Annotated in this window: 25 protein-coding genes; 13 read left to right on the forward strand and 12 right to left on the reverse strand. The window is 73.4% G+C overall.

What is annotated here, in order from left to right; translation table 11 throughout:
* Positions 1 to 125 precede the first annotated feature (125 nt).
* The 5 genes from ACWGKI_RS11350 to ACWGKI_RS11370 all read left to right on the forward strand — a co-directional run bounded on the left by ACWGKI_RS11350 (position 126) and on the right by ACWGKI_RS11370 (position 5,101).
* Positions 126 to 248, forward strand: a complete 123-nt coding sequence (locus ACWGKI_RS11350) for a hypothetical protein (protein ID WP_452187036.1) — start codon at positions 126 to 128, stop codon at positions 246 to 248.
* Positions 249 to 368: 120 nt separating this feature from the next.
* Positions 369 to 782, forward strand: coding sequence for a YciI family protein (locus tag ACWGKI_RS11355; RefSeq protein ID WP_452187038.1), 414 nt, complete (start codon positions 369 to 371; stop codon positions 780 to 782).
* 340 nt (positions 783 to 1,122) lie between these two features.
* Entirely contained in the window at positions 1,123 to 2,292 is a 1,170-nt protein-coding gene (locus ACWGKI_RS11360) for an RtcB family protein (protein WP_452187040.1), read from the forward strand.
* Positions 2,293 to 2,424: 132 nt separating this feature from the next.
* Complete coding sequence (locus ACWGKI_RS11365; protein WP_380243200.1) at positions 2,425 to 3,672, forward strand: NAD(P)/FAD-dependent oxidoreductase; 1,248 nt, start codon at positions 2,425 to 2,427, stop codon at positions 3,670 to 3,672.
* A 61-nt stretch (positions 3,673 to 3,733) separates the two neighbouring features.
* The gene (locus tag ACWGKI_RS11370; RefSeq protein WP_452187042.1) at positions 3,734 to 5,101 is read left to right on the forward strand and encodes a DUF4232 domain-containing protein; all 1,368 of its coding nucleotides are present in this window, start codon (positions 3,734 to 3,736) and stop codon (positions 5,099 to 5,101) included.
* A 33-nt stretch (positions 5,102 to 5,134) separates the two neighbouring features.
* Here ACWGKI_RS11370 and ACWGKI_RS11375 read toward each other — a convergent pair whose 3' ends face one another.
* Positions 5,135 to 7,006, reverse strand: coding sequence for a cytochrome c biogenesis protein DipZ (locus ACWGKI_RS11375; RefSeq protein ID WP_452187044.1), 1,872 nt, complete (start codon positions 7,004 to 7,006; stop codon positions 5,135 to 5,137).
* A gap of 160 nt (positions 7,007 to 7,166) precedes the next feature.
* On the opposite strand from ACWGKI_RS11375, the gene ACWGKI_RS11380 reads away from it, so the two are divergent.
* The 5 genes from ACWGKI_RS11380 (at position 7,167) to ACWGKI_RS11400 (ending at position 12,047) form a co-directional block, all read left to right on the forward strand.
* On the forward strand, positions 7,167 to 7,862 hold the full coding sequence (locus ACWGKI_RS11380) for a fasciclin domain-containing protein (protein ID WP_452187046.1): 696 nt from the start codon (positions 7,167 to 7,169) through the stop codon (positions 7,860 to 7,862).
* Positions 7,863 to 8,048: 186 nt separating this feature from the next.
* Positions 8,049 to 9,275 (forward strand): PP2C family protein-serine/threonine phosphatase, encoded by a 1,227-nt coding sequence (locus ACWGKI_RS11385; RefSeq protein WP_452187048.1) that lies wholly within the window; start codon positions 8,049 to 8,051, stop codon positions 9,273 to 9,275.
* Entirely contained in the window at positions 9,272 to 11,284 is a 2,013-nt protein-coding gene (locus tag ACWGKI_RS11390; RefSeq protein WP_452187050.1) for a glycosyltransferase family 2 protein, read from the forward strand. The genes ACWGKI_RS11385 and ACWGKI_RS11390 overlap by 4 nt, the downstream gene beginning before the upstream one ends.
* Positions 11,281 to 11,616: an STAS domain-containing protein gene (locus tag ACWGKI_RS11395; protein ID WP_380244716.1), complete on the forward strand. Its 336-nt coding sequence runs from the start codon at positions 11,281 to 11,283 to the stop codon at positions 11,614 to 11,616. Before ACWGKI_RS11390 ends, ACWGKI_RS11395 begins: the two co-directional genes overlap by 4 nt.
* A gap of 11 nt (positions 11,617 to 11,627) precedes the next feature.
* Positions 11,628 to 12,047, forward strand: coding sequence for an ATP-binding protein (locus ACWGKI_RS11400; protein WP_452187052.1), 420 nt, complete (start codon positions 11,628 to 11,630; stop codon positions 12,045 to 12,047).
* 35 nt (positions 12,048 to 12,082) lie between these two features.
* Here the strand turns inward: ACWGKI_RS11400 and ACWGKI_RS11405 are convergent, their stop codons facing one another.
* The 3 genes from ACWGKI_RS11405 to ACWGKI_RS11415 all read right to left on the reverse strand — a co-directional run bounded on the left by ACWGKI_RS11405 (position 12,083) and on the right by ACWGKI_RS11415 (position 14,654).
* Entirely contained in the window at positions 12,083 to 12,823 is a 741-nt protein-coding gene (locus ACWGKI_RS11405) for an anti-sigma factor (RefSeq protein ID WP_452187054.1), read from the reverse strand.
* On the reverse strand, positions 12,816 to 13,388 hold the full coding sequence (locus ACWGKI_RS11410) for a sigma-70 family RNA polymerase sigma factor (RefSeq protein WP_380244720.1): 573 nt from the start codon (positions 13,386 to 13,388) through the stop codon (positions 12,816 to 12,818). Before ACWGKI_RS11410 ends, ACWGKI_RS11405 begins: the two co-directional genes overlap by 8 nt.
* A gap of 198 nt (positions 13,389 to 13,586) precedes the next feature.
* Entirely contained in the window at positions 13,587 to 14,654 is a 1,068-nt protein-coding gene (locus tag ACWGKI_RS11415; RefSeq protein WP_452187057.1) for a 3-deoxy-7-phosphoheptulonate synthase, read from the reverse strand.
* A gap of 547 nt (positions 14,655 to 15,201) precedes the next feature.
* Between ACWGKI_RS11415 and ACWGKI_RS11420 the strand changes: the two genes are divergently transcribed.
* On the forward strand, positions 15,202 to 17,541 hold the full coding sequence (locus tag ACWGKI_RS11420; protein ID WP_452187059.1) for an immune inhibitor A domain-containing protein: 2,340 nt from the start codon (positions 15,202 to 15,204) through the stop codon (positions 17,539 to 17,541).
* A gap of 117 nt (positions 17,542 to 17,658) precedes the next feature.
* On the opposite strand, the gene ACWGKI_RS11425 is transcribed toward ACWGKI_RS11420, so the two are convergent.
* The 8 genes from ACWGKI_RS11425 to ACWGKI_RS11460 all read right to left on the reverse strand — a co-directional run bounded on the left by ACWGKI_RS11425 (position 17,659) and on the right by ACWGKI_RS11460 (position 24,113).
* Positions 17,659 to 18,390, reverse strand: coding sequence for a glutamine amidotransferase (locus tag ACWGKI_RS11425; protein WP_452187061.1), 732 nt, complete (start codon positions 18,388 to 18,390; stop codon positions 17,659 to 17,661).
* Positions 18,387 to 19,355 carry a bile acid:sodium symporter family protein gene (locus ACWGKI_RS11430; RefSeq protein WP_380241210.1) on the reverse strand — a complete coding sequence of 323 codons (969 nt, stop codon included), beginning with the start codon at positions 19,353 to 19,355 and terminating at the stop codon, positions 18,387 to 18,389. Before ACWGKI_RS11430 ends, ACWGKI_RS11425 begins: the two co-directional genes overlap by 4 nt.
* Before the next feature lie 36 nt (positions 19,356 to 19,391).
* Complete coding sequence (locus tag ACWGKI_RS11435) at positions 19,392 to 20,210, reverse strand: ABC transporter permease (RefSeq protein WP_380241208.1); 819 nt, start codon at positions 20,208 to 20,210, stop codon at positions 19,392 to 19,394.
* Positions 20,207 to 21,190 (reverse strand): ABC transporter ATP-binding protein, encoded by a 984-nt coding sequence (locus tag ACWGKI_RS11440; RefSeq protein ID WP_452187064.1) that lies wholly within the window; start codon positions 21,188 to 21,190, stop codon positions 20,207 to 20,209. The genes ACWGKI_RS11435 and ACWGKI_RS11440 overlap by 4 nt, the downstream gene beginning before the upstream one ends.
* A gap of 62 nt (positions 21,191 to 21,252) precedes the next feature.
* Positions 21,253 to 21,984, reverse strand: a complete 732-nt coding sequence (locus ACWGKI_RS11445) for a hypothetical protein (RefSeq protein ID WP_452187066.1) — start codon at positions 21,982 to 21,984, stop codon at positions 21,253 to 21,255.
* 4 nt (positions 21,985 to 21,988) lie between these two features.
* Complete coding sequence (locus tag ACWGKI_RS11450; protein WP_452187068.1) at positions 21,989 to 22,768, reverse strand: hypothetical protein; 780 nt, start codon at positions 22,766 to 22,768, stop codon at positions 21,989 to 21,991.
* Entirely contained in the window at positions 22,765 to 23,727 is a 963-nt protein-coding gene (locus ACWGKI_RS11455) for an ATP-binding cassette domain-containing protein (protein WP_452187070.1), read from the reverse strand. The genes ACWGKI_RS11450 and ACWGKI_RS11455 overlap by 4 nt, the downstream gene beginning before the upstream one ends.
* The gene (locus ACWGKI_RS11460) at positions 23,724 to 24,113 is read right to left on the reverse strand and encodes a GntR family transcriptional regulator (RefSeq protein WP_452187072.1); all 390 of its coding nucleotides are present in this window, start codon (positions 24,111 to 24,113) and stop codon (positions 23,724 to 23,726) included. Before ACWGKI_RS11460 ends, ACWGKI_RS11455 begins: the two co-directional genes overlap by 4 nt.
* A 185-nt stretch (positions 24,114 to 24,298) precedes the next feature.
* Here ACWGKI_RS11460 and ACWGKI_RS11465 point away from each other — a divergent pair, with 185 nt between their 5' ends.
* Positions 24,299 to 24,895 (forward strand): DUF6318 family protein, encoded by a 597-nt coding sequence (locus ACWGKI_RS11465; protein ID WP_452187074.1) that lies wholly within the window; start codon positions 24,299 to 24,301, stop codon positions 24,893 to 24,895.
* 1 nt (position 24,896) lies between these two features.
* Positions 24,897 to 25,578 (forward strand): hypothetical protein (locus ACWGKI_RS11470; RefSeq protein ID WP_452187076.1); only part of this gene is annotated, 682 nt, incomplete at its 3' end.

Here is a 25,578-nt window from a genome sequence, read left to right on the forward strand (position 1 = left end):
GCCGACGCCCTCATGACGGCGCACGTCGTCGTGGCGGCGCGCGGCCCCGCCCCCGCGGCGCGCGAACCAGCCGGGGGGGCCCCGGCCCCCCCGCCGCGGCCCCCCCGCCCCCCCGCGACTGCATCGTGGCGGTACGGCCCGACGGCGGCCCCACGTGGCGGTTCACCGCCTTCGACCGGATCCTGCTCGAACCCGGCGAGGCGGGCTGCTCGCCGAGCCTCTACACCGCCCCCGTCACCACCCACTGACGGCGTTCGACACCCAGCTCGACACCCAGCTCGACACCGGATGTCGAGAACCGCCGGCCGGCTCCGTCCCAGGAGTGTCGGCGGTGACCCGCACCGCCTCGCGACGACAGGACGGACATCATGGCCAAGTACCTGCTCCTCAAGCACTACCGCGGCAACCCCGAGCCCGTGCCCGGCACGGACGTGCCGATGGACCGCTGGACGCCCGACGAGGTCACCGCCCACATGGACTTCATGGGCAAGGTCATGCAGGACCTGGAGGAGCGCGGCGAGTTCGTCGACGCGCAGGCGCTCTCCCCGCGCGGCGCGTTCGTGCGGTACGACGGCGAGGGCCGCCCGCCCGTCACCGACGGCCCGTTCGCCGAGACCAAGGACCTCATCGCGGGCTGGATGGTCATCGACGTCGAGACCCAGGAGCGCGCCCACGAGGCGGCTGCCTACCTGTCCTCGGCCCCCGGCCCGGGCGGACGCTCCCTGCACGAGTGGATCGAGGTGCGCCCGTTCCTCACCGACAACGCCGAGGTCACGGGCTGACCCCACCGACGGGGCGCCCGGCAATTCCGTGGACCTGCGGCGCGACCGGCCCTAGTGTCGGTCGCGCCGCACCGGCTGGTGCGGCTCATCAGTCAGGCCAGAGAGGACGACAGTCGTGAACGCGCAGTATCAGCGCTCGCTCGACGCGGTGCCGGAGCAGCAGCTCCCCGGCCGCCCTTCGTCGTCCCTCTCGGCGCTGGTCGCATAGTCACAGCTCTCCGCTGTCCTGCGCCCCGCACCGTCACGGTCCGGGGCGCTTCCCCTCTGACCGCGGACCACGCGGTCCGCGCCCGAGGGAGGCCCCGGCCCACCAGCCTGGAACACCCTCAAGGAAAGAGACATGGAGAAGCTGTCCCAGCGCCTGCTGTCATGGGCGAGCGTGATCGACGACAAGACCGTCGAGCAGGCCCGCACGTCGGCCGGCATGCCGTTCATCTACCCGCACCTGGCACTCATGCCCGACGCGCACCTGGGCAAGGGGGCGACCGTCGGCTCGGTGATCCCGACGCTCGGCGCGATCATCCCCGCCGCCGTCGGGGTCGACATCGGCTGCGGCATGATCGCCGTGCGCACCCAGTTCACGGCCGACCGGCTCGCGGGGCGCGACCTCGCGCCGCTGCGCGAGGCGATCGAGCGCGCGGTGCCGCTGTCGGCGGGCAGGGCGAACGCCAAGGTCGTCGCGACGGCGGCCCCGCGGGTCGAGGAGCTGGAGCAGCTCGCCGAGCAGGCCGGGTTCGACCCGGCGTCGTACGCGCGGCACTGGCGTCTCCAGCTCGGCTCGCTCGGGTCGGGCAACCACTTCATCGAGGTGACGGCCGACGAGACCGGTGCCGTGTGGCTGTTCCTGCACTCCGGCTCGCGCGGGATCGGGAACCGGATCGCCCAGCACCACATCGCCGTCGCGCAGCAGCAGGCCGCGCAGTGGTGGATCCCGCTGCCGGACCGCGACCTCGCCTACCTGGTCGAGGGCACGGACGAGTTCGACCGGTACGTCGCCGAGCTGCGGTGGGCGCAGCGGTTCGCGCTGCTCAACCGCGAGGAGATGATGGACCGCGTCGCGCGCCAGGTCGGCGACTTCCTGGGCGAGCCGGTGGTGGAGGCCGAGCGGATCAACTGCCACCACAACTTCACCGAGCGGGAGCGCCACTTCGGCAAGGACGTGTGGGTCTCCCGCAAGGGCGCGATCCAGGCGGACGCCGGTCGTCCCGGGCTGATCCCCGGCTCGATGGGGACGGCGTCCTACGTGGTGGAGGGCCTGGGCAACCCGCTGTCGCTGCACTCCTCCCCGCACGGCGCCGGGCGGCAGCACTCGCGCACGGCCGCGCGGCGCCTGTTCACCCAGGACCAGCTCCGCGAGGCGATGACCGGCATCGAGTTCCGCGACACGGCGGCGTTCATCGACGAGATCCCCGCGGCGTACAAGGACATCGACACTGTCATGGCCGACGCCGCCGACCTCGTCACGGTGCGGCACACGCTGCACCAGCTGGTGAACGTCAAGGGCGACTGAGGACCCGAGGCACCCGGTCCGGCGGCGACGCCCGACCGGGGAGCCTCGGCGGCCCGCGAGGGTCGCCAGCAGGCCCGAACTGTGGCACCGTCAGCGTCGGCAGCCCCGTTCCCGCCGGTCAGGAGTCTCACCATGCCTGCGTCGTCCACCGCACCCATCCTCGTCGCCGGAGGGGGCCTGGCGGCCGCCCGGGCCGTGGAGGCCGTGCGCGAGCGCGACGCCTCCGTCGACGTCGTCGTCGTCACCTCCGAGGGCCACCGCCCGTACGAGCGTCCCCCGCTGTCCAAGGACTACCTGCGCGGGCAGGCCGAGGCCGACGTCGTCTACCCCCTGAAGGCCGGCTGGTACGACGACCACGGCGTCGACCTGCGCACGCTCACCACCGTCGTCGACCTGGCGCCCGCGGACCACGAGGTCACGTTCGCCGACGGGTCGACCCTCGGGTACTCCCGCCTGCTCCTCGCCACGGGGTCCACGCCCCGCGCCCTCAACGTGCCGGGCCGCAGCCTCATCGGGGTGCACACGCTGCGCACCGTCGACGACGCCGACCTGCTGGCGGGCATCCTGCTCCCGGCCTCGCTCGAGGGCGAGGGCAACGTCGTCGTCGTCGGCGACGGCTGGATCGGCACGGAGGTCGCCGCGTCGGCGCGGATGCTCGGGCTGGACGTCTGCCTCGTCGGCCAGACGGAGCACCCGCTGGAGGTCACGCTCGGCCCGCAGCTCGGCGCGCTCTACGGACGCGTGCACGAGGAGCGCGGCGTGGCACGGCACCGGGGCGACGTCGTCCGGTTCACCGGCGAGTCGGGCCGGGTCACGGGCGTCGAGCTCGCCGACGGCACCCGCCTCGACGCCGACCTCGTCGTCGTCGGCGTGGGCGTCACGCCCAACGTGGGCATCGCGTCGGCCGCGGGCCTGGAGCTGCGCAGCCGCGAGCTCGGCGGCGGCATCGCCGTGGACGGCTCGCTGCGCACGTCCGCCCCGGACGTGTTCGCCGCCGGCGACATCGCGTCCGTCCCGTCCCCGCACTACGGCCGCCCGCTGCGGGTCGAGCACTGGGCCGTGGCGCAGGACACCGGCGCGCACGCCGGCCGCGCCATGCTCGGCGACGACGCCGCCTACGACGTCCTCCCCTACTTCTTCAGCGACCAGTACGACATGGGCATGGAGTACAAGGGGTACGTCGACCCCCGCGCCGACGACACCGAGGTGGTGATCAGCGGCTCCACGGACACGCGCGAGCTGGTCGCGTTCTGGCTGCGCGACGGCGAGGTCCAGGCCGGCATGGCGGTCAACGTGTGGGAGCGCATGGACGACGTCGAGGAGCTGATCCGGTCCCGTCGCCAGGTCCCCCGCGCCGAGCTGGAGTCGTTCGTCGGCTGACCGCCCGGTCCCTTCACCGCGCACCACCCGCACCACCACACCCGGCTGACAGGATCAGGGCGTGAACGGGCGACGGGCGGCGGCCCTGGTGACAGCGCTGGTCGTGGTGGTGGCAGTCGCCGTCGCCCTGTCCGCCTGGCGGCCCTGGGACCCGGTGCCGGACGCGCTGCGCGCCGCCGTGCACGACGCGGCCGCGGTGCCCGGCGTCGTCTCGACGGAGCTCACGACCTACGAGGTGACGCAGCGCGACGCGAAGGACGGCGACGCCGCGCGCGCCGACGTCACCGTCGTCCTCGACCCCGGGCTCGCGCCCGACGCGGCGCGGCGCGCGGCGGAACGGGCGCACGACGTCCTCGCCGCGCAGGTCGACGGCGTGCGCAGCCTGTCCCTCGACACCACCGTGCGCGCCGGCACGCCCCGCACCGTGCACGGGATCACGGTCTACCCGCTGACCGCGTGGGTCGCGGACGACGGCGACGCGACGTCCGTGGCCGACGCCTACCGCCTCTGGCGCGCGGGCGCGACGTCGGTCAGCGGCGCCAGCGCCGACGCGGCGGACGGCGACGCGCTCGTCGCCCTCGCGCGAGCCTCCGCCGACGCGGGCCTGACCGCCTCCCTGGCCACCGCCGACGGTGCCGTTCAGTACGACGCGTACCAGGCCGTGCCCGACGTCCCTGCCGTCCGCCTCGCCGTCGCCTCCTCGCGTCGTCCGGGCGTGGAGATCGCGTCCTTCGCCGCATCGATGGAGCCGCGACTGTCGGTCGCGCTGTCGGTGCCGGCGGCGTCGGCGCAGGCCCGCGCGCTGGTGCGGTGGCTGGACGACCCGGCCCGGGCCTCCGGGCTCGGACGGCCCGTCGCGTACACGCTGAGCGAGCCCGGGTTCGCCACCCTGGTCGACGGCTGGGTGGGCGACGTCGCCCCGCCCGAGCCCGCCGAGCACACCGTGCCCCTGCCCGACGGCGTGGCCGCCTGGCCGGACGTCGACGCGCCCGCCTGCACGGGCGCCGACCTCCGCCTCGCCCTGAGCGCGCCCGACGCCGCCGCAGGCAGCCGCTACCTCGCCGTCCTCGCACGCAACGTGTCCGGGAGCCCGTGCGCCCTCGACGGCACGCCCGGGCTGGTGTTCCGGGACGCCGCGGGCGACGCGCAACCGGACGTCACCCTCGCCCCCTCGGCTCCCGGCGTCGTGCCCGGCCGCGTCGTCGTCCCGCCCGGCGAGCGCGCGAGGGCCTCCCTGCAGTGGGGCGCGATGTCCACGGCCCTCGACCCGGACGTCACCACCACCGTCGACGTCGTCCCCGTCCCCGACGCCGAGGCCGTGTCGCTGACGCCGAAGGTCCCCGGGGTCGGCCCCGTCGACCTGGACGTGCTCGACGGCGCCACCGTGCGCGTCAGCCCGTGGGTGCAGGCCGCCGAGGGCTGGTCGTGACACCTCCTGGCACCGCTCCCGGGAGCCGGGTCGTCACCCGAAGGTGAACGTGTACACGGTCACCCCCGGCGGCACGTCGAGCTCCACGGTGCCCGCGGTGGGGCCGTCGCCGCGCAGGACGTCGTAGAGCGTGGGGTTTCCCCCGACGTCGACGGTGCGCTCGCCGAGCACGGTGCCGTCGCCGGACCGCACTCGCGCGGTGACGGTCCCCTTGCCGCCGAGGACGGCGTAGACGTCCGTCGACCGGTAGGCGAGCCGCAGCGTCGCGTCGTCGGAGACGGCCGTCGCGCCCTGGAAGTCCGCGGCCCACCGGCCGCCGAGCGAGAACGTGTCCTGCGGCTGCTCGTCGGGATGGTCGTACGCCTGCTCGCCGGAGCCGTAGTCCGGCTCGCCCGCGTAGTTGAACACCTTGTTCAGGGCGAGGTAGGTCTCCGGCGTCGTCGCCTCGCCGGGCGTCGTGTCGGCGACGTCCGTGGCGGGCGGCAGCTCGACCGTGGGGTCGGCGGCGCGCAGCAGGTCGCGCACGTGCTGCTCGGTGACGTCGTAGTCGCCCTCGCCGTGCTTGATGTACCGGACCGTCCCGTCCGCGTCGACCAGGTACTCCGCAGGCCAGTACCGGTTCCGGTACGTCGTCCAGGTCGAGTAGGAGTTGTCCTGCGCGATCGGGTAGTCGACACCGAGCTCGCGAGCGCCGGCGACGACGTTGCGGGTCTCCCGCTCGAAGGCGAACTCCGGCGTGTGCACTCCGATCACCTCCAGGCCCGCGTCGCGGTAGGCGTCGTACCAGGCGGTGACGTGCGGGATGGCGCGCTGGCAGTTGATGCAGGAGTACGTCCAGAAGTCGATCAGCACCACCTTGCCGCGCAGGTCGGCCAGGTCGACGGGTGCGCCGCCCGGGGTGTTGAGCCAGCGCGTGATGCCGGTCAGGGGCGGCGCCGTGCCGCAGTCGGCCAGCTCGGCCGAGCCGTTGGCGCAGTTCGACAGCTCCCGGTTCGCGTCGGTGACGATGCCGCCGAGGTCGAGCGCGTCCTGCACCGAGGCGTTCTCGTCCACCTGCTGCTGCAGCGCACCTGTGTAGTCCGGCAGGGCGCGCTGGAGCTGCTGGGGCAGGTTGAGGGCGAGGGCACCCGCGAGCAGGAGGACGACGACGCCGCCCGTGACCCGGATGCCGCGCTGGTGGCGGCGGAACCCGGACACCCGCTCCGCGACGCGCCGTCCGGCGAGCGCGAAGACGAGCAGCGGGACGGCCGCGCCGACGGCGAACGAGAGGGTCAGCACGACCGTTCCCGGGCCGATGTCCCCCGTCGCGCCGGCCACGGTGATCGCCGCCAGGACCGGCCCGGCGCACGGCACGTACAGCACGCCCAGCCCGAGACCGAGCAGGAACGCGCCCCGGTCCTGGCTCGGCGCCTTCCGCGCCCCGAGGGACGCCAGGCGCAGGAAGGGGCGCTCGAGCACCTCCTCGAAGCGCGGCACGATCATCCCGACCCCGAGGGCGGCGAGCAGCCCGATGCCCACCCAGCGCAGCAGGTCCTGGGGCAGGCCGAGCGCCCCCAGCAGCAGGGAGCCCAGCAGGGTCATGGTGCTGAAGCTCAGCACCAGCCCGGCGATCACGAGGTACGGCCGCCACGAGCGCCCGCCGGGGCGTGCCCCGGTCGGGACGGCGGCCGTCTCCGTCGTCCCCGGCGCCGGCGGTCGTGACGCCGTGACGACGCCGGACTCGACGCGCCCGCCCACGCCCGTGCGCACCGCCGTCGGCACGTCGAAGCGCAGGGCGGAGGGCGCCGCCGGTCGGGCACCCTGCACGCCGCCCGCGAAGAAGATCACCGGGAGCATCGGGAGGATGCACGGTGAGATGCCGGTGATGAGGCCACCGAGCAGGCCGATCAGGACCAAGGTCTCCATGCCCGGGGTTCGGCGCACCGGGCCGTCCGGATGGGTCCGGCGCTCGTCCGGCACCCGTCCTGCACTCGTTTCGGACCCGGACCCATCCACCCTGCCGGGGGCTCCGAACCCCTGCTGAAGCGCCCCCGGAGAGGCGGGGCGACGACGCAAGGAGAGATCCATGAACGCCCGTACCCGTGCTCGCACCGCCGCCGCCGGCTTCGCCACCCTGGCCCTCCTCGGGCTCGCCGCCTGCTCCTCCGACTCCGGGACCGACACGGGGTCGGACGCCGCCGCGGAGGAGACCACGGCGGACAGCACCCCCATGTCCACGGACTCGGCGACGGAGTCGGACGACATGGCGCAGGACGCCATGGACCCGGCCGCGAACCTCGTCGGCCCGGGCTGCGCCGCCTACGCCGAGCAGGTGCCCGACGGCGCCGGCTCGATCACCGGCATGTCCACCGACCCGGTGGCCGTCGCGGCGTCGAACAACCCGATGCTCACCACCCTGACGAAGGCCGTCAGCGGCGAGCTCAACCCGGACGTGAACCTCGTCGACACCCTCAACGGCGACGAGTTCACCGTCTTCGCGCCCGTCGACGACGCGTTCGGCAAGGTCGACAAGAAGACGATCGACACGCTGTCCAAGGACGCCGACCTGCTGACGACCGTGCTGACCTACCACGTCGTGCCCGGCCAGATCCTCCCGGAGGACATCGCCGGCGAGCACAAGACCGTCGAGGGCGACACGGTGAAGGTCACCGGCTCCGGCGACGACCTCATGGTCAACGACGCGAAGGTCGTGTGCGGCGGCGTCATGACGCAGAACGCGACCGTCTACCTGGTCGACTCGGTGCTCATGCCTCCCATGTGACCGGACCGGGACCGGACCGGGACCCGACCGGGACCCGACCGCAGCCTCGACGAGGGCCGCCGCACGCAGGGGGTGCGGCGGCCCTCGTCGCGCCCGGGATGGTTCGTCCGGGCTGCGATCTCCCACCAGCCGTGATAGTCGTCACTCAGGGGGGTCGACGACCCGTGGTCGGAGGCAGGGGGAACCATGACCGTGGAGACGTCCGAGTCGGCGAGGGTGCTGGCGCTCGAGCGCCTCGGGGTGCTGGACACGGACCCGGAAGAACGCTTCGACCGTGTGACGCGCCTGACCCAGCGTCTGTTCGGGGTGCCGATGGCGAGCGTCACGATGGTCGACACCGACCGGCAGTGGCGCAAGTCGTTCGTCGGCCTGGACGGCCCCGTCGCCCAGCGGGAAGGGGCGTTCTGCGACGTGACGATCCGCGCGTCGCGGACCCTCGTGGTCGAGGACGCCGCCGCAGACCCCCAGTTCGCGGACAACCCGTTCGTGCAGGGCGACCCGCACCTGCGGTTCTACGCCGGGCACCCGCTCGAGGCCCCGGGTGGCGAGCGGGTCGGGACGCTGTGCGTGCTCGACGTCGTCCCGCACGAGTTCACCGACGCCGACCGCGGCGTCCTGCGCGACCTCGCGCTCTGGGTGCAGGGCGAGCTGCAGCGGGACGCGGAGCTCGACCGCGCCGGGGAGGTCCAGCGCGGGCTGCTGCCGCGCCTGCCCCCGGACCTCGACGGGTACCGGGTCGCGGCGCGCTGCCTCCCGGCGCGCGGCGTGGGCGGCGACTTCTACGACTGGTCCGCCGTGCCCGGCGGGACGGCGTTCGTGCTCGCCGACGTCATGGGCAAGGGGATGGCGGCGGCGATCGTCGCCGCGTCGGCCCGGGCGGCGCTGCGGACCGGCGTCCGGGACCCCGACCTCCCGCGTGGCGTGGCCGAGGCGGACGAGGCCCTGACGGCCGACCTCGAGGGCACCAGCACGTTCGTCACCGCCTGGTGCGGCGTGCTCGACCCGCCGACCGGGGCGCTGACGTCGGTCGACGCCGGGCACGGCATCGTGACCCTGCTGCACGCCGACGGCCGCCGCGAGCGCCTCGCCGGGGACGGCCTGCCCCTGGGCGTGCTGCCCGAGATGACGCGCGGCGTCCGCACCGCCACCCTCGGGCGCGGTGACCGGCTCGTCGTCGCGAGCGACGGGCTCGTCGACCTCCTCGCGTCGCTGGGGCTGCCGGGCGGCGACCCGTCGGCGCTCACCCCGGACGAACGACCGCCCGGGCCGCACGGCGCCGAGCTGCAGCAGCTGGCGCGCGACGTCGTGCAGGCGCCCGACGCGCAGGCCACGCTCGACGCCTTCCTCGCCGTGGCCGCGGGACGGTACCTGCCGGACGACCTCACCGTGCTCGTCGTGGAGCGTGCCGCGTGACGGGCAGGCTGCTCGCGATCCGTGTGCTCGTGCTCCTGACGCTGCTGGCGGGCACGACGTACGTCGGCTGGCGCTGGCTGGACTCCGTCGCGTGGAACGCCTGGTGGATCGCCGTCCCGCTGGTCCTCGCCGAGACGTACAGCCTCGTCGAGACCGTGCTCTTCGGCGTCACGGTGTGGCGGCTGCGGGAGCGCGGCGCTCCCCCGCCCGCGCCAGAGGGCCTCACGGTGGACGTCTTCGTGACGACCTACGACGAGCCCCTCGACCTGGTGATGGCCACGGCGGTCGCGGCCCGGGACATCCGGTACCCGCACCGCACGTGGGTGCTCGACGACGGCGCGCGGCCTGAGCTGCGCGCCGCGGCCGACGCGGCCGGCGTCGGGTACGTCGCCCGGTCGGCGGCGTGGGAGGGCAAGCCGCGCCACGCCAAGGCCGGCAACCTCAACAACGCGCTGTTCCAGACGAGCGGCGAGCTGGTGCTCGTCCTCGACGCCGACCAGGTGCCCGACCCGTCGATCCTGGACCGCACCGTGGGCTACTTCGCCGCAGACGACCGGGTGGCGCTCGTCCAGACGCCGCAGTACTTCGTCAACGTCCCCGACGCCGACCCGCTGGGGAGCCAGGCGCCTCTGTTCTACGGTCCGATCCAGCAGGGCAAGGACGGCTGGAACGCCGCGTTCTTCTGCGGGTCCAACGCCGTGCTGCGCCGCGAGGCCCTCATGCAGCTCGGCATCGTCGGCTACGTCCGCGAGGTGAGCGCCGGCGTGCGGCGCGCGGTCCGTACCGCCGACAGCCTGCTGGCTCGTGCCGCCCGCTCCCCCGACGCGCAGGACCCGGCGCTCCAGTCGGCGCTGGCCGACCTGCGCGAGGCCGCCGCCGAGGCCCGGCGCGGGCTCGGGGGCGACGTCCCCGTGGCGGACGTGACCTTCCGCTTCCAGCGGCGGGTGGACGCGGCGTCGCGCACCGTCGTGGCCGGTCAGCTCCACACGCTGCAGGCCGAGCTGGCCCAGCTGGAGCCGGAGCTCGGTGACGGCGGCCCGGTCGAGGTGGACGAGGAGATCGGCGAGCTCGTCGTGGACGAGGAGGCGCTCGACCGGCTCGCACGCCGCGACCTGTCCCCCGTGGTGGCGATCGAGGCGGTGCGCCGGCTGGCGGAGGCCGTCGACGTCGGGCGTCACGACCAGGCGCAGCCGGTGATGCCGCTCGCGACCATCTCCGTGACGGAGGACATGGCCACGGCGATGCGCCTGCACGCCCTGGGGTGGCGGTCGGTCTACCACCACGAGGTGCTGGCGCACGGCCTCGCGCCGGAGGACATGGCGACGATGCTCACGCAGCGCCTGCGCTGGGCGCAGGGCACGGTCCAGGTGATGCTGCGCGAGAACCCGCTGACCGTCCGTGGCCTGCGCCTCGGTCAGCGGCTCATGTACCTCGCGACGATGTGGAGCTACCTGTCCGGGTTCGCGGCCGTGGTCTACCTGGCGGCGCCCGTCGTGTTCCTGTGCTTCGGCGTGCTGCCCGTGCAGGCGTTCGGCACGGAGTTCTTCGCGCGGTTCCTGCCGTACTTCGTGCTCAACCAGGTGCTGTTCGTCGTGGTCGCGCACGGCGTGCGCACCTGGCGCGGGCAGCAGTACTCGCTCGCGCTGTTCCCGGTCTGGGTCCGAGCGTGCTGGACGGCGTTCGCGAACGTCGTGCTGCACCGGCCGCTGGGCTTCGCCGTCACGCCCAAGGCGCGCGTCGCGGGCCGCCACCGGCCCGCCTGGCGCACCATCCGGGTCCAGCTCGTCGCCGCGGCCGTGCTCGTGGTCGCCGCCGCCGTCGGCGTGGTGCGGCTCGTCGCGTTCGGCGCCGAACCGGGTGCCACGCTCGTCACCCTCGTGTGGGTGGGCTACGACCTCGCGGCACTGAGCGTGCTGCTGCCCGCCGCCCGTTACGCAGGCCAGCCCGACGAGCCCGCACCGGGCCTCGCGGGCACGATGGGGACACCCGTCAGGACGGAGGAACCGTGAAGCTGGACGTCACCCCGCAGGACCGGTCGGGGGCCGTGCTCACCCCCGTGGGCCGGCTGACCCTCACCACCGCGCACGAGCTGCGCGACGCGGTCGACGACCTCGTCGGCTCCGGGCGCACCCGCCTCGTCGTGGACCTCAGCCAGGTCGAGCTCATCGACTCGTCCGGTGTCGGCGCCCTCGTGGGCGGCTTGCGGACGGCGCGCTCGGGGGGCGGCGACCTCCGCCTGGCGAGCGCCTCCCCGCAGGTCACGACGGTCCTGCGGCTCACCAACCTCGACCGCCTGCTGCGGGTGCACGACGACGCGGCCACGGCGTTCGCGGACGACTGACGACGAGCGCCATGGACTCCGGGCACGTGGCCCGCACCGCGTCGGCGCGCCAGTGGTTCGCAGCGCTGCCGGACGCGTTCGCCGCGCTGTGGGCGCAGGTCCCCGCCACCTCGTTCGACGACCGGACGGCGGTGGAGCTGGCCGTCACGGAGATCGCCGGGAACGTGCTGCGGCACACGGCCGACCCGGACACCGTGACGGTCCGCGCCGAGCTCACCGCGGACGCCCGTGAGGTGCGCGTGGTGCTGGAGGACACCGCTCCCGGCGTGCCGCTCGACCTGGACCGGCCGATGCCCGGACCGGACGCCGAGTCCGGCCGAGGCCTCGCCATCGTCCGCGCGTGCGTCGACGTCGTCGAGCACCACGCGGGACCCGCAGGATCCCGGTGGGTACTGTCCCGCCGCCCGGGCGGCCCGCCCGGCCCGACCTGACCACCAGGGCCTGGCCGTCACGACGCCACGGGCGTTCAGGCGCCGAGCACGACGACCGGGTCGGTCGTGGGCTGCTCGGAGCCGCCGTCCGGCTCGACCGTCACCGCGACGCCGACGCCGGGGACGTCCTGCACGAGGTGCTCGACCGAGCCGTCCGCCGCCTGCAGCACCCCGGCGGACGTCACGCCGCCCTCCGCGCCCACGACCCACAGCTGGTAGTCGTGGCCGTCCCCCGGGCCCGGCAGGCCGCTCGCAGAGAACAGGTAGTCGTCGCCCGCGACGAGCACCGAGGCCTCGCCGCCACCGGTGACCGCACCGCTCACGAGGCGCGCCGACGGGTCGGCCATCATCTGGGCGACGGCGTCGACACGGTCCTGCAGGCGCGCCTGCTCCTGGGTGGCACGCACCGCCACGGTCGTGGGCACGGCGACCGCCACGACGGCCGCCGCGGCGACCGCCACCAGGCCCCAGCGGCGTCGCGGCCGGCGGTCCGCCGTCGAACCCGCCGTCGTGCCCTGGGCCGCGGGGAGCCCCACGGAGCGTCCGCCGGCCTGCGGGGTCACCGCGACGCGGGCGAGCACGGCGTCGCGCATGGCTGCGGGCGGGGCGGAGTCGACCGTGAACGACGCGACGACGTCGCGGTACTCGTCGAGGGCGCGCCGAGCCTCCGGGTCGGACTCGAGCAGGCGCTCGACCGTCCGCCGCTCGAGGTCGTCCACGGCGTCGAGCGCGTAGGCGGGCAGCAGGTCCCAGGCTTCCTGGTCGGCCTCAGCCACGGGACACCCCCAAGCAGTCGCGCAGGCGGCCGAGACCGTCGCGGATCCGGCTCTTGACGGTGGGGAGCGCGGCGCCGAGCCGGTCGGCCACCTCGCGGTACGTGCGGCCGCCGTAGTAGGCCTCGACGACGGCCTCCCGCTGCGTCGCGGTGAGCGAGTCGAGGCACTGCCGCACGGCCGCGCCCTCCAGGCTCCGCTCCACGTCCTCGGCCACGACGTCACGAGGCCGTTCGGCGAGGGTCGAGTCGAGGTCGCGCTGGTCCCGGTCGCGCCGCGACTGCTCGGCCCGGACCCGGTCCACGGCCCGGCGTCGGGCGAGCGTCGCCACCCAGGTGCGTGCCGAGGCTCGCGCCGGGTCGTAGCGGACTGCGGTCTGCCACACCTCCACCATCACCTCCTGGGCCACCTCGGCGGCGTGGTCCGGGTCGCGGAGCACGCCGATCGCCGTCCCGTACGCCACCGGGGCGAGCGCGTCGTAGACAGGCCCGAACGCCTCGGGGTCGCCGGTCGAGCACGCGACCAGCGCGTCGTCGACAGGCCCGCGGGAGGTCGTGGGTGGCGGCACCCGCACAGTCTGCCCCACCGCACGTCCCGCCGGACGCGAAGGCGCGGCCGCGGCACGGTCCAGGACCGGCCAGGATGTCGCCGCCACCACCACCGGGCTCACCGGGTTCCTCGTCTCTCGTCCCCGGACGGTCCGGGGACGAGAGTGGTTCGGTGCCGACCGGCGGACGGATGGGTCGCCGCCCGCGAGAGCCCGGGCTCAGGCCTCCCGGCGGGTCCGCACGGCGGCCGCGAGGGTGCCGAGCAGGTCCGCGGTCGTGTCCCAGTCCAGGCAGGAGTCCGTGACGGACTGCCCGTAGACGAGGCCCTCGAGCGGGCCCGGCTTCTGCGCGCCGGCGACGAGGAAGCTCTCCATCATCAGGCCCGTGACGTCACGGTCGCCCTCGGCGAGGCGTGCAGCGAGCTCGCGCACGACCTCCGCCTGGCGCACGTGGTCCTTGCCGGAGTTGCCGTGCGACGCGTCGACCACGACACCGGCCTCCACCGCGCCACCGAGACCGGACGTGCGCGCCACCGCGAGCGCCTCCGCCACGTCCTTCGCGGAGTAGTTCGGGCCGCCGCGCCCGCCGCGCAGGATGACGTGGCAGTCCGGGTTGCCCGTGGTCTCGACCGCGGCCGCGCGCCCCTCGGCGTCCGCCCCGAAGAAGGTGTGCTCGCTCGCCGCGGTGATGCAGCCGTCGACGGCGATCTGCACGTCGCCGTCCGTCGCGTTCTTGAAGCCGACGGGCATCGACAGGCCCGACGCGAGCTGGCGGTGCACCTGCGACTCCGCGTTGCGCGCGCCGATCGCACCCCACGTCACCGCGTCCGCGATGTACTGCGGGCTGGTGGGCTCCAGGAACTCGCACGCGGCGGGCACGCCCGCGTCGAGCACGCCCAGCAGCACCTCGCGCGCCAGGCGCAGGCCGTGGTGCACGTCGTGGGAGCCGTCCAGGTGCGGGTCGTTGATCAGGCCCTTCCACCCCACCGTGGTGCGCGGCTTCTCGAAGTACACGCGCATGACGACGACCAGGTCGTCGGACAGCTCGCGCGCCACCGGCGCCAGCCGGCGGGCGTAGTCGAGCGCGGCCGCGGGGTCGTGCACCGAGCACGGGCCGACGATGACGAGCAGGCGGTCGTCCTCCCCGCGCAGCACGTCCCGCACCTCACGGCGCGACGTGGTGACGAGGTCGCTGCGCGGGGTGCCGAGCGGCAGCTCCGCCCGCATGACGCCAGGGGCGGGCAGCGGGTCGAGCGCGCGGACCCGCAGGTCGGAGGTCTCTGCCATCAGGTCAGTATGCGGCCGGGCGGGATCGGACGGCGCGGTACGGGCGGTGGCGGGGGCGGTGGTGCTCATCACGGGCTCCTGGAGGGGTCGGCGGCGGGGCGGTCGGGGTGGAGGTTCGGCGTCGTCGTCGCGGCGATCTCGAACCGTGGTCCATGCCCGACCGGAGCGGCCCGTCTGACGACGAAGGGCCCGGACGCGTCATGCGTCCCAGGCCCTGTGCTGGCTCCGGAGGAAGTGGTGTCGGTCAGGCGCTAACCCGCCGCACCGTGTACTTCGCACACGGAGCCGGCGTAAAGCGCCAATACCAACGGGGGTTCACGCCGACGACGGTACGACGTCGCCGGGCGTCCGTCCAACCCGTTCCAGCATGCGGTCGTCACCATGAAAGAAGCGAAATTCGCAACCCGACACGCCAGCGTTCGTCGCGCGGGTGAAACCTGATTCTGGTTACGTGTGCAACGCCACAGTAGGCCCGGGCACGGTGCCCGGGCTCGACGGTGCCCGGCCATGGCGGCCGAGCCTCTCCGACACCCCTGGAGGAACAACTGTGAGAGCACGAATCATCAGCGCGTTCGGCGCGGCGGGAGCCCTGCTCACCGCCGCTGTCGTCGCGCCCGGCCTCGCCACCGCGGCGCCCGCGGCCGACGCCCCACCGTCCGACCCGGCGGCGCACGTCAAGGAGGACAGCCGCCCGGACCCCCTCGCGGAGAAGCGCACGGCGCTCAAGCAGGAGGCCGTCGACCGCGTCGCCACCGGCAAGGCCACCGTCCAGACGCGGGGCAAGGGTGCCCACACGTCGCAGTCGGTCAAGGTCGGCAAGAACCAGTGGGTCGAGTACCAGACCGAGCAGACGGCACAGCTGCTGACCTTCCTCGTGGACTTCGGCGACAAGGCAGACCCGCGCTACCCCGACGCGACGGCCGGACCGAAGCACAACGAGATCCCCGAGCCCACCCGCAGCGACAACTCCACCTACTGGGAGTCGAACTTCTCCCAGGAGCACTACAAGGAGATGTTCTTCACCGGGCTGGAGGACCAGAACGGCGAGTCCTTCGCGGACGTGTACGACGAGATGTCGTCCGGCCGGTTCGACCTCCAGGGTGACGTCTCCGACTGGGTGACGGTCCCCTACACCTCGGCCAGCTACGGCTCCAACCAGAAGGACCCGGAGACCGGCGAAGACCTCGGCGAGTCCAACGAGGACATGACGCGGTTCGTGCAGGACAGCGCCGACGCGTGGTACGCGGACCAGCTCGCCCAGGGCAAGACCAAGGCCGAGATCGACGCGTACCTGCAGTCCTTCGACGTGTGGGACCGGTACGACATCGACGGTGACGGGATCTTCGACGAGCCTGACGGCTACATCGACCACTTCCAAGCCATCCACGCCGGCGAGGGCGAGGAGGCCGGGGCCCCGGAGTCGGCCATCTGGTCGCACCGCTGGGCGGTCAACCCGCTGGGCACGAACGGCCCCGCCGCGTTCCCGAAGGTGGGCGGCATCAAGATCGGCGACTCGGACGTCTGGATCCGCGACTACACGACGGAGCCGGAGAACGGCGGCCTCGGCGTCTTCGCGCACGAGTTCGGCCACGACCTGGGCCTGCCGGACTACTACGACACCCAGGGCGGCGACAACGGCACCGCCTTCTGGAACCTCATGAGCTCGGGCTCCTGGATGAGCCACGGCAACGGCAGCATCGGGACCACCCCGGACCACATGGGCGCCACCGAGAAGATGTTCCTCGGCTGGCTCGACTACGCGACCGTCGACCAGGGCGAGCGCGCCACCGTGAAGCTCGGCCCGTCGTTCCACGCGACGACGAAGCCGCAGGCCGTGGTGGTGAACCTGCCGGACGGCACCAAGGAGGTCGACCTGGGCGTGAAGCCGTACGACGGCCAGTTCGCCTACTCGGGCACGGGCAGCAACGCGAACAACACGCTGACCTCGCCGTCCTTCACCGTGCCGGCCGGCGCGTCGCTCACCGCGAAGGTGCAGTACGCGATCGAGGAGGGCTACGACCACGCCTTCGCCGAGGTCTCGACCGACGGCGGCGGCACCTGGACGACGCTGCCGACGAACCTGTCCGACGAGGACGCGAACGGCGGCATCTCCGGCGACTCCGGCAAGGCGTGGGTCGACCTCACCGCCGACCTCGGCGCGTACGCCGGGCAGAACGCGCAGGTCCGGTTCCGCTACCAGAGCGACGGCGGCCTGAACCTCCTGGGCTTCCTCGTCGACGACGTCGCCGTGGGCACCGCCCTGACCGAGGACTTCAGCGACGGGCTCGCGGGCTGGACGAACGACGGGTTCAGCGTGATCAAGGCGAACGGCACGTACGACGTCGACTTCACGCACTACTACGTCGCGGAGAACCGGCAGTACGCCGGCTACGACACGACCCTGAAGCAGGGGCCGTACAACTTCGGCTGGACCCTCACCAAGCCGAACACCGTGGAGCACTTCCCGTACCAGGACGGCCTGCTCGTCTGGTACGTCAACAGCTTCTACGGCGACAACAACACCTCGCAGCACCCGGGCGGCGGGCAGGCCCTGCCGGTCGACGCGAACGCGCAGGCGCTGCGGTGGTCGGACGGCACGGTCGCCCGCAACCGCATCCAGGCGTTCGACGCGACGTTCGGCCTCGACAAGACGGACGCCTTCACGCTGCACCGGGAGACGGCGGCCGGCATGACCACGCTGCGTACGTGGTCGAACAAGCAGGACAACGTCTTCGACGACTCGGACCCGAACGCCTACTACGACACCGCGAACCCGTGGAACTCGGTCGTCGTCGGGGGCACCGGGACCAAGATCAAGGTCAAGGACGTGAACGGGAAGAACGGCGTGATGACGGTGGACGTCACCACGCCCCGCTCCCACAAGTGAGACCTGTCAGAGCCAGGTGAGGGCATGCCCGCACCTGGCTCTGACAACTCTCGGACCCTGAGACCTGTCAGAGCCACGTCACGCTCGAGCGTGACGTGGCTCTGACATGTTCGGGGGTCAGCGGGCGTAGCGGGCCACGAAGTTGCGCAGGATGCGCATGGGCTCGGTGACGCGATGCTCGCGGGAGCGCGCGACGATCCGCTCCCCCTCCTCCGGCGGGAAGTACCCGTAGGACCGGTACACCTCGACCCGCTGCTCGATGCCGGCGAGGTCCAGCTCGGGGTGGAACTGGGTGGCGTACAGGTTCTGGCGCACGCGGAACATCTGCACGGGCGCGCCGGCGGACCGCGCGAGGACGGTGGCCGTCGGCGGCGGCACGCTCACCGCCTCCTTGTGCCCGAGGTAGGCCGTGAACCGGGCGGGCATGCCTGCCAGCAGCGGGTCGGTCATGCCCTCGGGCGTCAGCTCGATCTCGGCCGGGCCGACGGTCTCGGCGTAGGTGCGGTCGATCACCCCGCCCTGGTGCGTGCCCAGCGTCCCGACGCCGTAGCAGGCGCCGAGGAACGGGAAGTCGCGCTCGACCAGCGTGTCGAGCAGGGCGGCCATCTCCCGCTCCACGCGGCGCTGCACGTCCGACTTCTCGTCCTCGGGGTCGGACGAGTTGAACGGGCCGCCGCCGACGATCACCCCCGACAGGGCGTCGAGGTCGACGGGCGGCAGCGGCCCGGCCTCCAGGCGCACGCGTCGCAGCGCCCCGGCGGGGAGCCCCGAGTGGCGCAGGACGGCCTCGTACTCGCCGTCGGCGGCGACATCCTCGGCCCGCGTGCCGAGAAAGAGGAACGGCTTCACGGCTGCAGGCTAGGGGCCGCGGCGGTAGCACGCCGCTCGTCCGGCCCGACCGGACGACGGGCCCAGAACGACGCGAGCACCGAGCCGGACACGTTGTGCCAGACGGAGAACAGCGCGGCGGGCAGCGCTGCCGCCGGCGTGAAGTAGTGGGTGGCGAGGCTGGCCGCGAGGCCCGAGTTCTGCATGCCGACCTCGACGCTGACGGCGCGGCGGGAGCCCTCGTCGAGCCGCGCCAGGCTCGCTGCGCCGTAGCCGAGCAGGAGGCCGAGGCCGTTGTGCACGATCACGGCGAGCGCCACGAGGATCCCGGTGCCGAGCACGGCGTCGGCGTTGGCGGCGACGATGCCGGCCACGATGACGACGATCCCCGCGACGGACACGAGCGGCAGGTAGGGCAGCATGTACCGCTCCACGAGCCCGCCCGCGAACGTCCGCACCAGCAGCCCGGCTAGCACGGGGAACAGCACGATCTGCATGATGGACGTGACCAACGCGCCGTAGGTGACGTCGAGCTGGGAGCCGGCGAGCCACAGCACCAGCGCCGGCGTGAGGAGCGGGGCGAGCAGCGTGGAGACGGACGTCAGCGTGACGGACAGGGCGGTGTCGCCCTTCGCGAGGTAGACGACGACGTTGGACGCCGTCCCGCCCGGGGCGGCGCCCACGAGGATCATGCCGATCAGCGCGTCGCCCTCGAGGCCGAACAGGTGCCCGATCGCCCAGGCCAGCACCGGCATGATCGTGAACTGCGCGACCACGCCGAGCAGCACGGCCCACGGCCGGCGCGCGACGAGCCCGAAGTCGGACCCACGCAGCGTGAGCCCCATCCCGAACATGATGATCCCGAGGAACAGCGGCGTCTGCGCGGCGACGGGCGCGAGCGCCGTCGGCGCCAGCAGCCCCGCGACCCCGCCCAGCACCACGAGCACCGCGAACCACTTCCCGGCCAGCTCTGCCACTCTGCGCATCCGCCGCACGTTACTCGCCCCGGGCGCGCGCGACGCTCACGTCCAGCGGAACAACCGGACCGCGAGGGGCAGCAGCACCGCCGTCCACACCACCATGACGACGCACTGCAGCAGGGGGAACCCGGACTCGAACCAGCCCGTGGTCATCGCCTGCGACGCGGCGCCGAGCGGCGTGAACTGGCCGATCTGCCGGAGCAGCTCGGGCATGATCGGCCCGGGCGTCCAGAGCCCGGCGAGCAGGAGCATCGGGAAGTACAGCGACATCGCGACGGCGTTGGCCACGGACGCCCGCGGCGCGACGGCGGCGACGAGCATGCCGAGCGAGAACATCGCGCACAGTCCGAGGACGAACGCGAGCAGCACGACGCCGAGGTGCTGCGGCACGGCGATGCCGAACGCGAGCTGCGCGACGACGAGGGCGAGGACGACGCCCACGACCGTCGTCGCGACGTTGATGAGCAGGTGGCTCAGCACGATCCCCTGCGGACGCATCGGGGTGGTCGAGAGGCGGCGCAGCACGCCTTTCTCGCGGTAGGTCGCGATCGTCACCGGCATGACGGTGAGCGACGCGGTGCCGACGGCCATCGCCATCACGGTGGGCAGGTAGGTGGCGATCGGGGTGAGCCCGTACCAGACCGACGTCACCGGCGCGTCGGTGATCGGGTCGCGCATGCCGGGGATGGCGTAGCCGACGCCGACGAGGATCAGGGTCGGGAAGAGGATCCCGAAGAATGGGGCGGCGAAGTCGCGGAGCCACACCCGGGCCTCGGTGCGCACCAGCAGCCCGAACCCGCGCCAGGCGCGGCGGGCGGGACGGACGGGACGAGCGGGCGTTGCGGGCGCAGCGGCGGTCATGACGACGCTCCTTTGGTGGCGAGGGCGGGCGCGGCCTCGGGGTCGTAGGTGCGCCCCGTGACGGCGAGGAAGACGTCCTCCAGCGAACGGGTGACGGTGCGGACGTCGTCGGGCACGAGGTCGGCCGCGGCGAGGGCGGGGACGAGGGAGAACAGCACCCGGCGGCTGCCGGAGACGGCCACCTCGGCGGTGGTGCCGTCCACCGGCTCGACGCGGTGCACGTCGGGGTCGCGGTCGGCGAGGGAGTCGAGGACGGCACGGCCGCGGTCGACGTCCTGCGCGGCGAAGCGCACGACGACGGTGCGGCCGCCCTCGAGCCCGTCGATCAGCTCGGCCGGGGTGCCCTCGGCGACGACGCGGCCCGCGTCGATGACGACGAGCCGGTCGCAGAGGCGCTCGGCCTCCTCCATGAAGTGCGTGACGAGCAGGACGGTGACGCCCGTGTCGCGGACGCGCTCCACGAGGTCCCAGGTGGCGCGCCGCGCCTGCGGGTCGAGGCCGGTGGTGAGCTCGTCGAGGATGGCGATCTCGGGGTTGCCGACGAGGGCGAGCGCGATGGACAGCCGCTGCTTCTGGCCGCCCGAGAGCCGCGCGAACTGCTTGTCGACGTGCTCGGTGAGGTCGAGCAGCGCCAGCAGCTCGACGGGGTCGGCGGGGTCGGGGTAGAACCCCGCGAACAGGCGCAGGGCCTCGCCCACGGTGATCTTGTCGTGCAGCGCCGCCTCCTGGAGCTGCACGCCCAGGACGTCCCGGACGGCGGCGGGGTCGCGCTGTGTGTCGACGCCGCGGACGCGCACGGTGCCGCCGTCGGCCGTGCGCAGCCCGGCGAGCGTCTCGACGGTGGTGGTCTTCCCGGCACCGTTGGGGCCGAGGATGCCGAAGATCTCACCGGGCTGGACCGTGAACGACACGTCGTCGACGGCCGTCTTCGGACCGTAGGTCTTGCGGAGGTTCGACACCTCCACGATGGGGTCGGCCATGAGGGCCTCCTTCGGGTCGGTGGTGCGGGTGTGTGCGGGCGGGTGCGGGTGTGGGTGCGCGGTCAGGGGCGGAGCGGGACGGCGGAGAGCATGCGGTGGGCGACGACGGTGGCCAGCGCGGCGGCGGCGAGGGAGCCCGCGACGGCGAGCACGGCGCCGAGCGGGACGTTCTCGTACCCGCCGCGGACGGCGAGCCCGAAGACGCCCGTCTGCGTGGCGAGGTCGGCCAGCGCGGCAGGCAGCAGGAGCGGGACGACCAGGAGCGTGCCGCGCCACGGGCCGCCGCGCCGGTAGCCCGCGACCACGGCGACGCCCACGAGGACGTACGTCACGACGACGAGCGCCTCCCCCGCGGCCGTGACGACGGCCCCCGCCGGGGTGCCGACGTCGAGCGGCGCGGCGGTGCCCTGCCAGGACCGGTCGATCGCGGCGTAGAGCCGCTGCTCCGCGAGCGCCAGCACCACGGCGAGCACCCCGAACGCGAGCCCGGCGACGGCTGCGGCGCGCACGACGCCGTCGACGAACGACCGGCGGGTGCCGCCGGCGGCGACGTGCAGGTCGAGCAGCGCCGCCGTGAGGATGGTTCCGACGGCGAACGCGACCCAGCGGGCCGGTCCGCCGGCGGCGTCGTAGGTGAGGCCGTCCATCTCGCCGCCCCACCGGTCGACGGCCAGCGGCACGGCGACGACGAACGCCGCCCAGATCGCCCAGAACCAGGCGCCGGAGATCACGAGCGAGCGCAGCGTCCGGCGGCGGACCTTGCCGACGGCGACGCGGTACGGCGCTGTGGTCATGGGGTCACCTCGTCGGACGGAGTCGGAGGGTGCGCATCTGCCACCAGAGCCAGCCCGCGGCCAGCGCCAGCACGACGAATGCCTGCAGGAGGCCGAGCGCGGCGGGCGCGTGGTCCCCGCCCAGGCCGAGGCCGCCGAAGGCGTCCGCGAACGCTCCGCTGCGGGTGGCGTGGTCGACCAGGACCAACAGCACCAGCCCGGGCAGCAGCAGCGCCGTGCCGCGCCACACGCCGTGCGTCCGGTAGGCGGCCTGCGTGGCCATCCCGACCAGCGTGTACACGGCGACGGAGATCGCACTGGTCACGGCGGTGACCACGAGCCATGCCCCGCCGGCGTCGAGCCCGCTGCCGAGCTGGTCCCACGTCCACCCGAGGGCGCCGAAGAGGCCGCGCTCCACGAGCAGGAGCAGCCCGTAGGCCACGCCGTAGGCGAGGCCCGCGACCAGGGCCGCTTCGAGCCCGCCCACGGCCAGCGAGCGACGGGTGCCGCCGGCGGCCAGGTGCGGGACGACCAGCGAGCCGAGCGCGATCATGCCGAGAGAGAGCGCGAACCACGGCGCCGCGTACTCGGCACCGGTCAGCACTCCCCCGCCCATCACGCCACCGGCCTGGTGCACGACGAGCGGCACGCCGACGGTGACGACGAGGAAGATGCCCCAGAAGATCGACCCGACGACGAGCGACGCCCGCCCGACGGACCGCGCCACACGGCGCACCGCCCGCGCGTGCATCCGCGCCACGAAGACGTCCCGCTCGGCCGGGGTGACGACGACCGCGGCGCTCATCGCCGTGCCTCCGCCGCGGTCGCGGCCTCCGGCTGGGTCAGGCGCACGAAGAGGTCCTGCAGGGGCAGGGACCCGAGCTCGACGCCGGCGGCGCGTGCCGCGGCTGTCGTGGCGTCGTCGGGCGCGCCCTCGAGCGTGACCTGCACGGTGGCGCCCAGCTGCTGGCGGTGCAGCTCGCGGCGGCCGCGGGCGAGCTCCTCGACCGCCGTGACCGGGCCGGTGAGGCTGAAGCCGCGGGCCTGCATCTCCTCGGCGGTCTCGGCGAGGAGCACGCGGCCGCGGTGCAGCACCACGACGTCCTCGAAGAGCCGCTCGACCTCCTCCACCAGGTGGCTGGAGAGCAGGATGGTGCGCGGGTGCTCGGCGTAGTCCGCGAGGATCTCGTCGTAGAACGCGTACCGCGTCGGGGCGTCCATGCCGAGGTACACCTCGTCGAGGATCGTCAGCGGGGCGCGCGCCGCGAGGCCGATCGTGGCCCCGACCGCGGACCGCTTGCCGCGGGACAGGGCGGTCGGCTTCTTGCGCGGGTTCACCTCGAACGTGTCGAGCAGCCGCGCGGCGAGGTCGGCGTCCCAGTACGGGCGCAGGTCGGCGTAGTACTTGAGCGTCTCGGAGACGCGTTCGTCGTCCATGAGGTCGCCGCTCTCGCGCACGAGCTGGACGTTCGCCGTGACCCACGGGTTCTCCCACGGGTCCTCCAGGAGGTCGCCCGTGCCGACGCGGACCGTGCCCTCGGTGGGGCGGTTGAACGCGGCCAGCAGGGTCAGGAGCGTCGACTTCCCGGCGCCGTTGCGGCCCAGGACGCCCGTGATGACGCCGGGCCGCAGGTCGAGCGTCACGCCGTCGAGCGCGGTCCCGGCCTCGTCCTTGATGGCCGCGCCGTCGGCCGTCAGCCGGCGCTGCGCTCCGAACCGGACGACGACGTCGTCGAGACGGGCGCCGAAGGGTGCGGGGGTCATGGCTCCTCCGTGGTGGTCGTGGGCTGGCGGGGGTCGTCCGTGCCGAGGACGTAGGCGACGAGCTCGTCGGTCGAGATGCCGAGCAGGTCGGCCTGCGCAAGCGCCGGCGCGAGCACGTCGTCGAAATAGGCCTTGCGGTGGTGGTCGAGCAGGCGCTCGCGCGCTCCTGGGGCGACGAACATGCCCAGGCCGCGGCGCTTGTACAGGACGCCCTCGTCCACCAGGCCGGCGAAGGCCTTGGCGGCGGTGGCGGGGTTGATGCGGAACGTCGTGGCGAACTGGGTGGTCGACATGACCTGCTCCTCCTCCGCGAGCTCTCCGGCGAGCACCTGCGCGCGGATCATCTGGGCGATCTGCAGGTAGATCGGTTCGGGACCGTCGAACACGCGGCCTCCTCACGCAGGGTCAGTGGTTCATGGGTTCGTTACTCGACTAATGAACCACTGAACAGCGCGTCGCGCAACCCCCCCGGGGCACACCAGGTGCCAGACAGTTATCCACAGGCCCCCGGCGGCCCGCTGCGGGATCGACCTACAGTGACGCGACCTCGCCGCCGACAGGAAGCCTCGTCATGCCCCGTACCCGGGCCGTCCTCGCCGCCACCTCACTCGCCACGGCCGCCGCCCTGCTCGTCGCCGGGTGCGCCGACGACGAGCCACCGACCGCCACACCGCGGCCCGGTACCAGCGCCAGTGCGAAGCCCTCCTCGCCGTCGCCGACAGCCAAGGCCATCGTCGTGGCACCCGAACGACCCCAGGCGCTGGACGACGACGGGCCCGCAGGCGCCGAAGCCGCCGCGGTCTACTTCCTCGAGCTCGACGACTACATCATGAAGACGGGCGACACCGCCGAATGGGAGGCCATGTCGCACAAGAGCTGTGAATACTGCGCCAATCGCCTGAGGCAGGCGCGAGAAATCGCAGCGAAGGGTTACGACTGGGAGAGCAAGCCGACCACCGCGAGCGTCACACATTTGTACGAACAAGATCAGGCGACCGGGATCTGGCCGGTCGACGTCAAGGTCGCGCAGGGTGCCGTCACCCTGACGGATATGACGGACGCGGTCATCTACGAGGAAAAACCAGTCCAACTGCACCTGGCTGTCGAGGTCGGGCGACAGGACGGTGCCTGGGTCATGATCGGCGCCGCCCAGATCAAGGAAAAGTGAGATGCGCGAAATCGCGAAACTCGCGGCGACTTCACTTGGCTTGATGACCGCACTCGTCCTCCCGTCGGTAGCGACATCGCCCGCCGACGAGGGATCGATCTGGAGCAGGGCAGACGAGGCAACCGACACCATGCAGGTCGGACGCGAGGGCGATGCTCGCGCAGGAAACGCGGGGCCCGGCAAGTCCACTTCCGGCCAATCTCAGGACCGCTACCTGCGCGCGGACGCCACAGCCTGCCTCACGTTCGACGACCTCGAAGCCGTCCAAGCCATCACCACCGCACCCGGCGCCTGCCCCCAGAACACCACCGAAGCCCAGATCACCCCCGCCTGCGACGGCACCCGCCTGCACGCCCTATGGGTCCAACGCCTACGCAAGGACGGCACCTACGCCAACCCCGAACAACTCACCGACGACCAATGCATCACCCCCGCCGACCTCACCACCCAAGCCCGCCACGCCTTCCGCACCCTGCACATCCCCACCCCCACCGCCACCCTCCAAGCCACCCCACCCCTGCTCGTCAACATCCACTACCCCGCCTACACCACCGCCACCCCCCACGACCGCGACACCACCCTCCTCGACATCCCCCTCACCATCCGCGCCGAACCCACCAGATACACCTGGGACTTCGACGACCCCCACAGCACCAGCAACACCCTCACCACCACCGACCCCG

It is taken from the genome of Isoptericola sp. NPDC055881, from assembly GCF_053615895.1.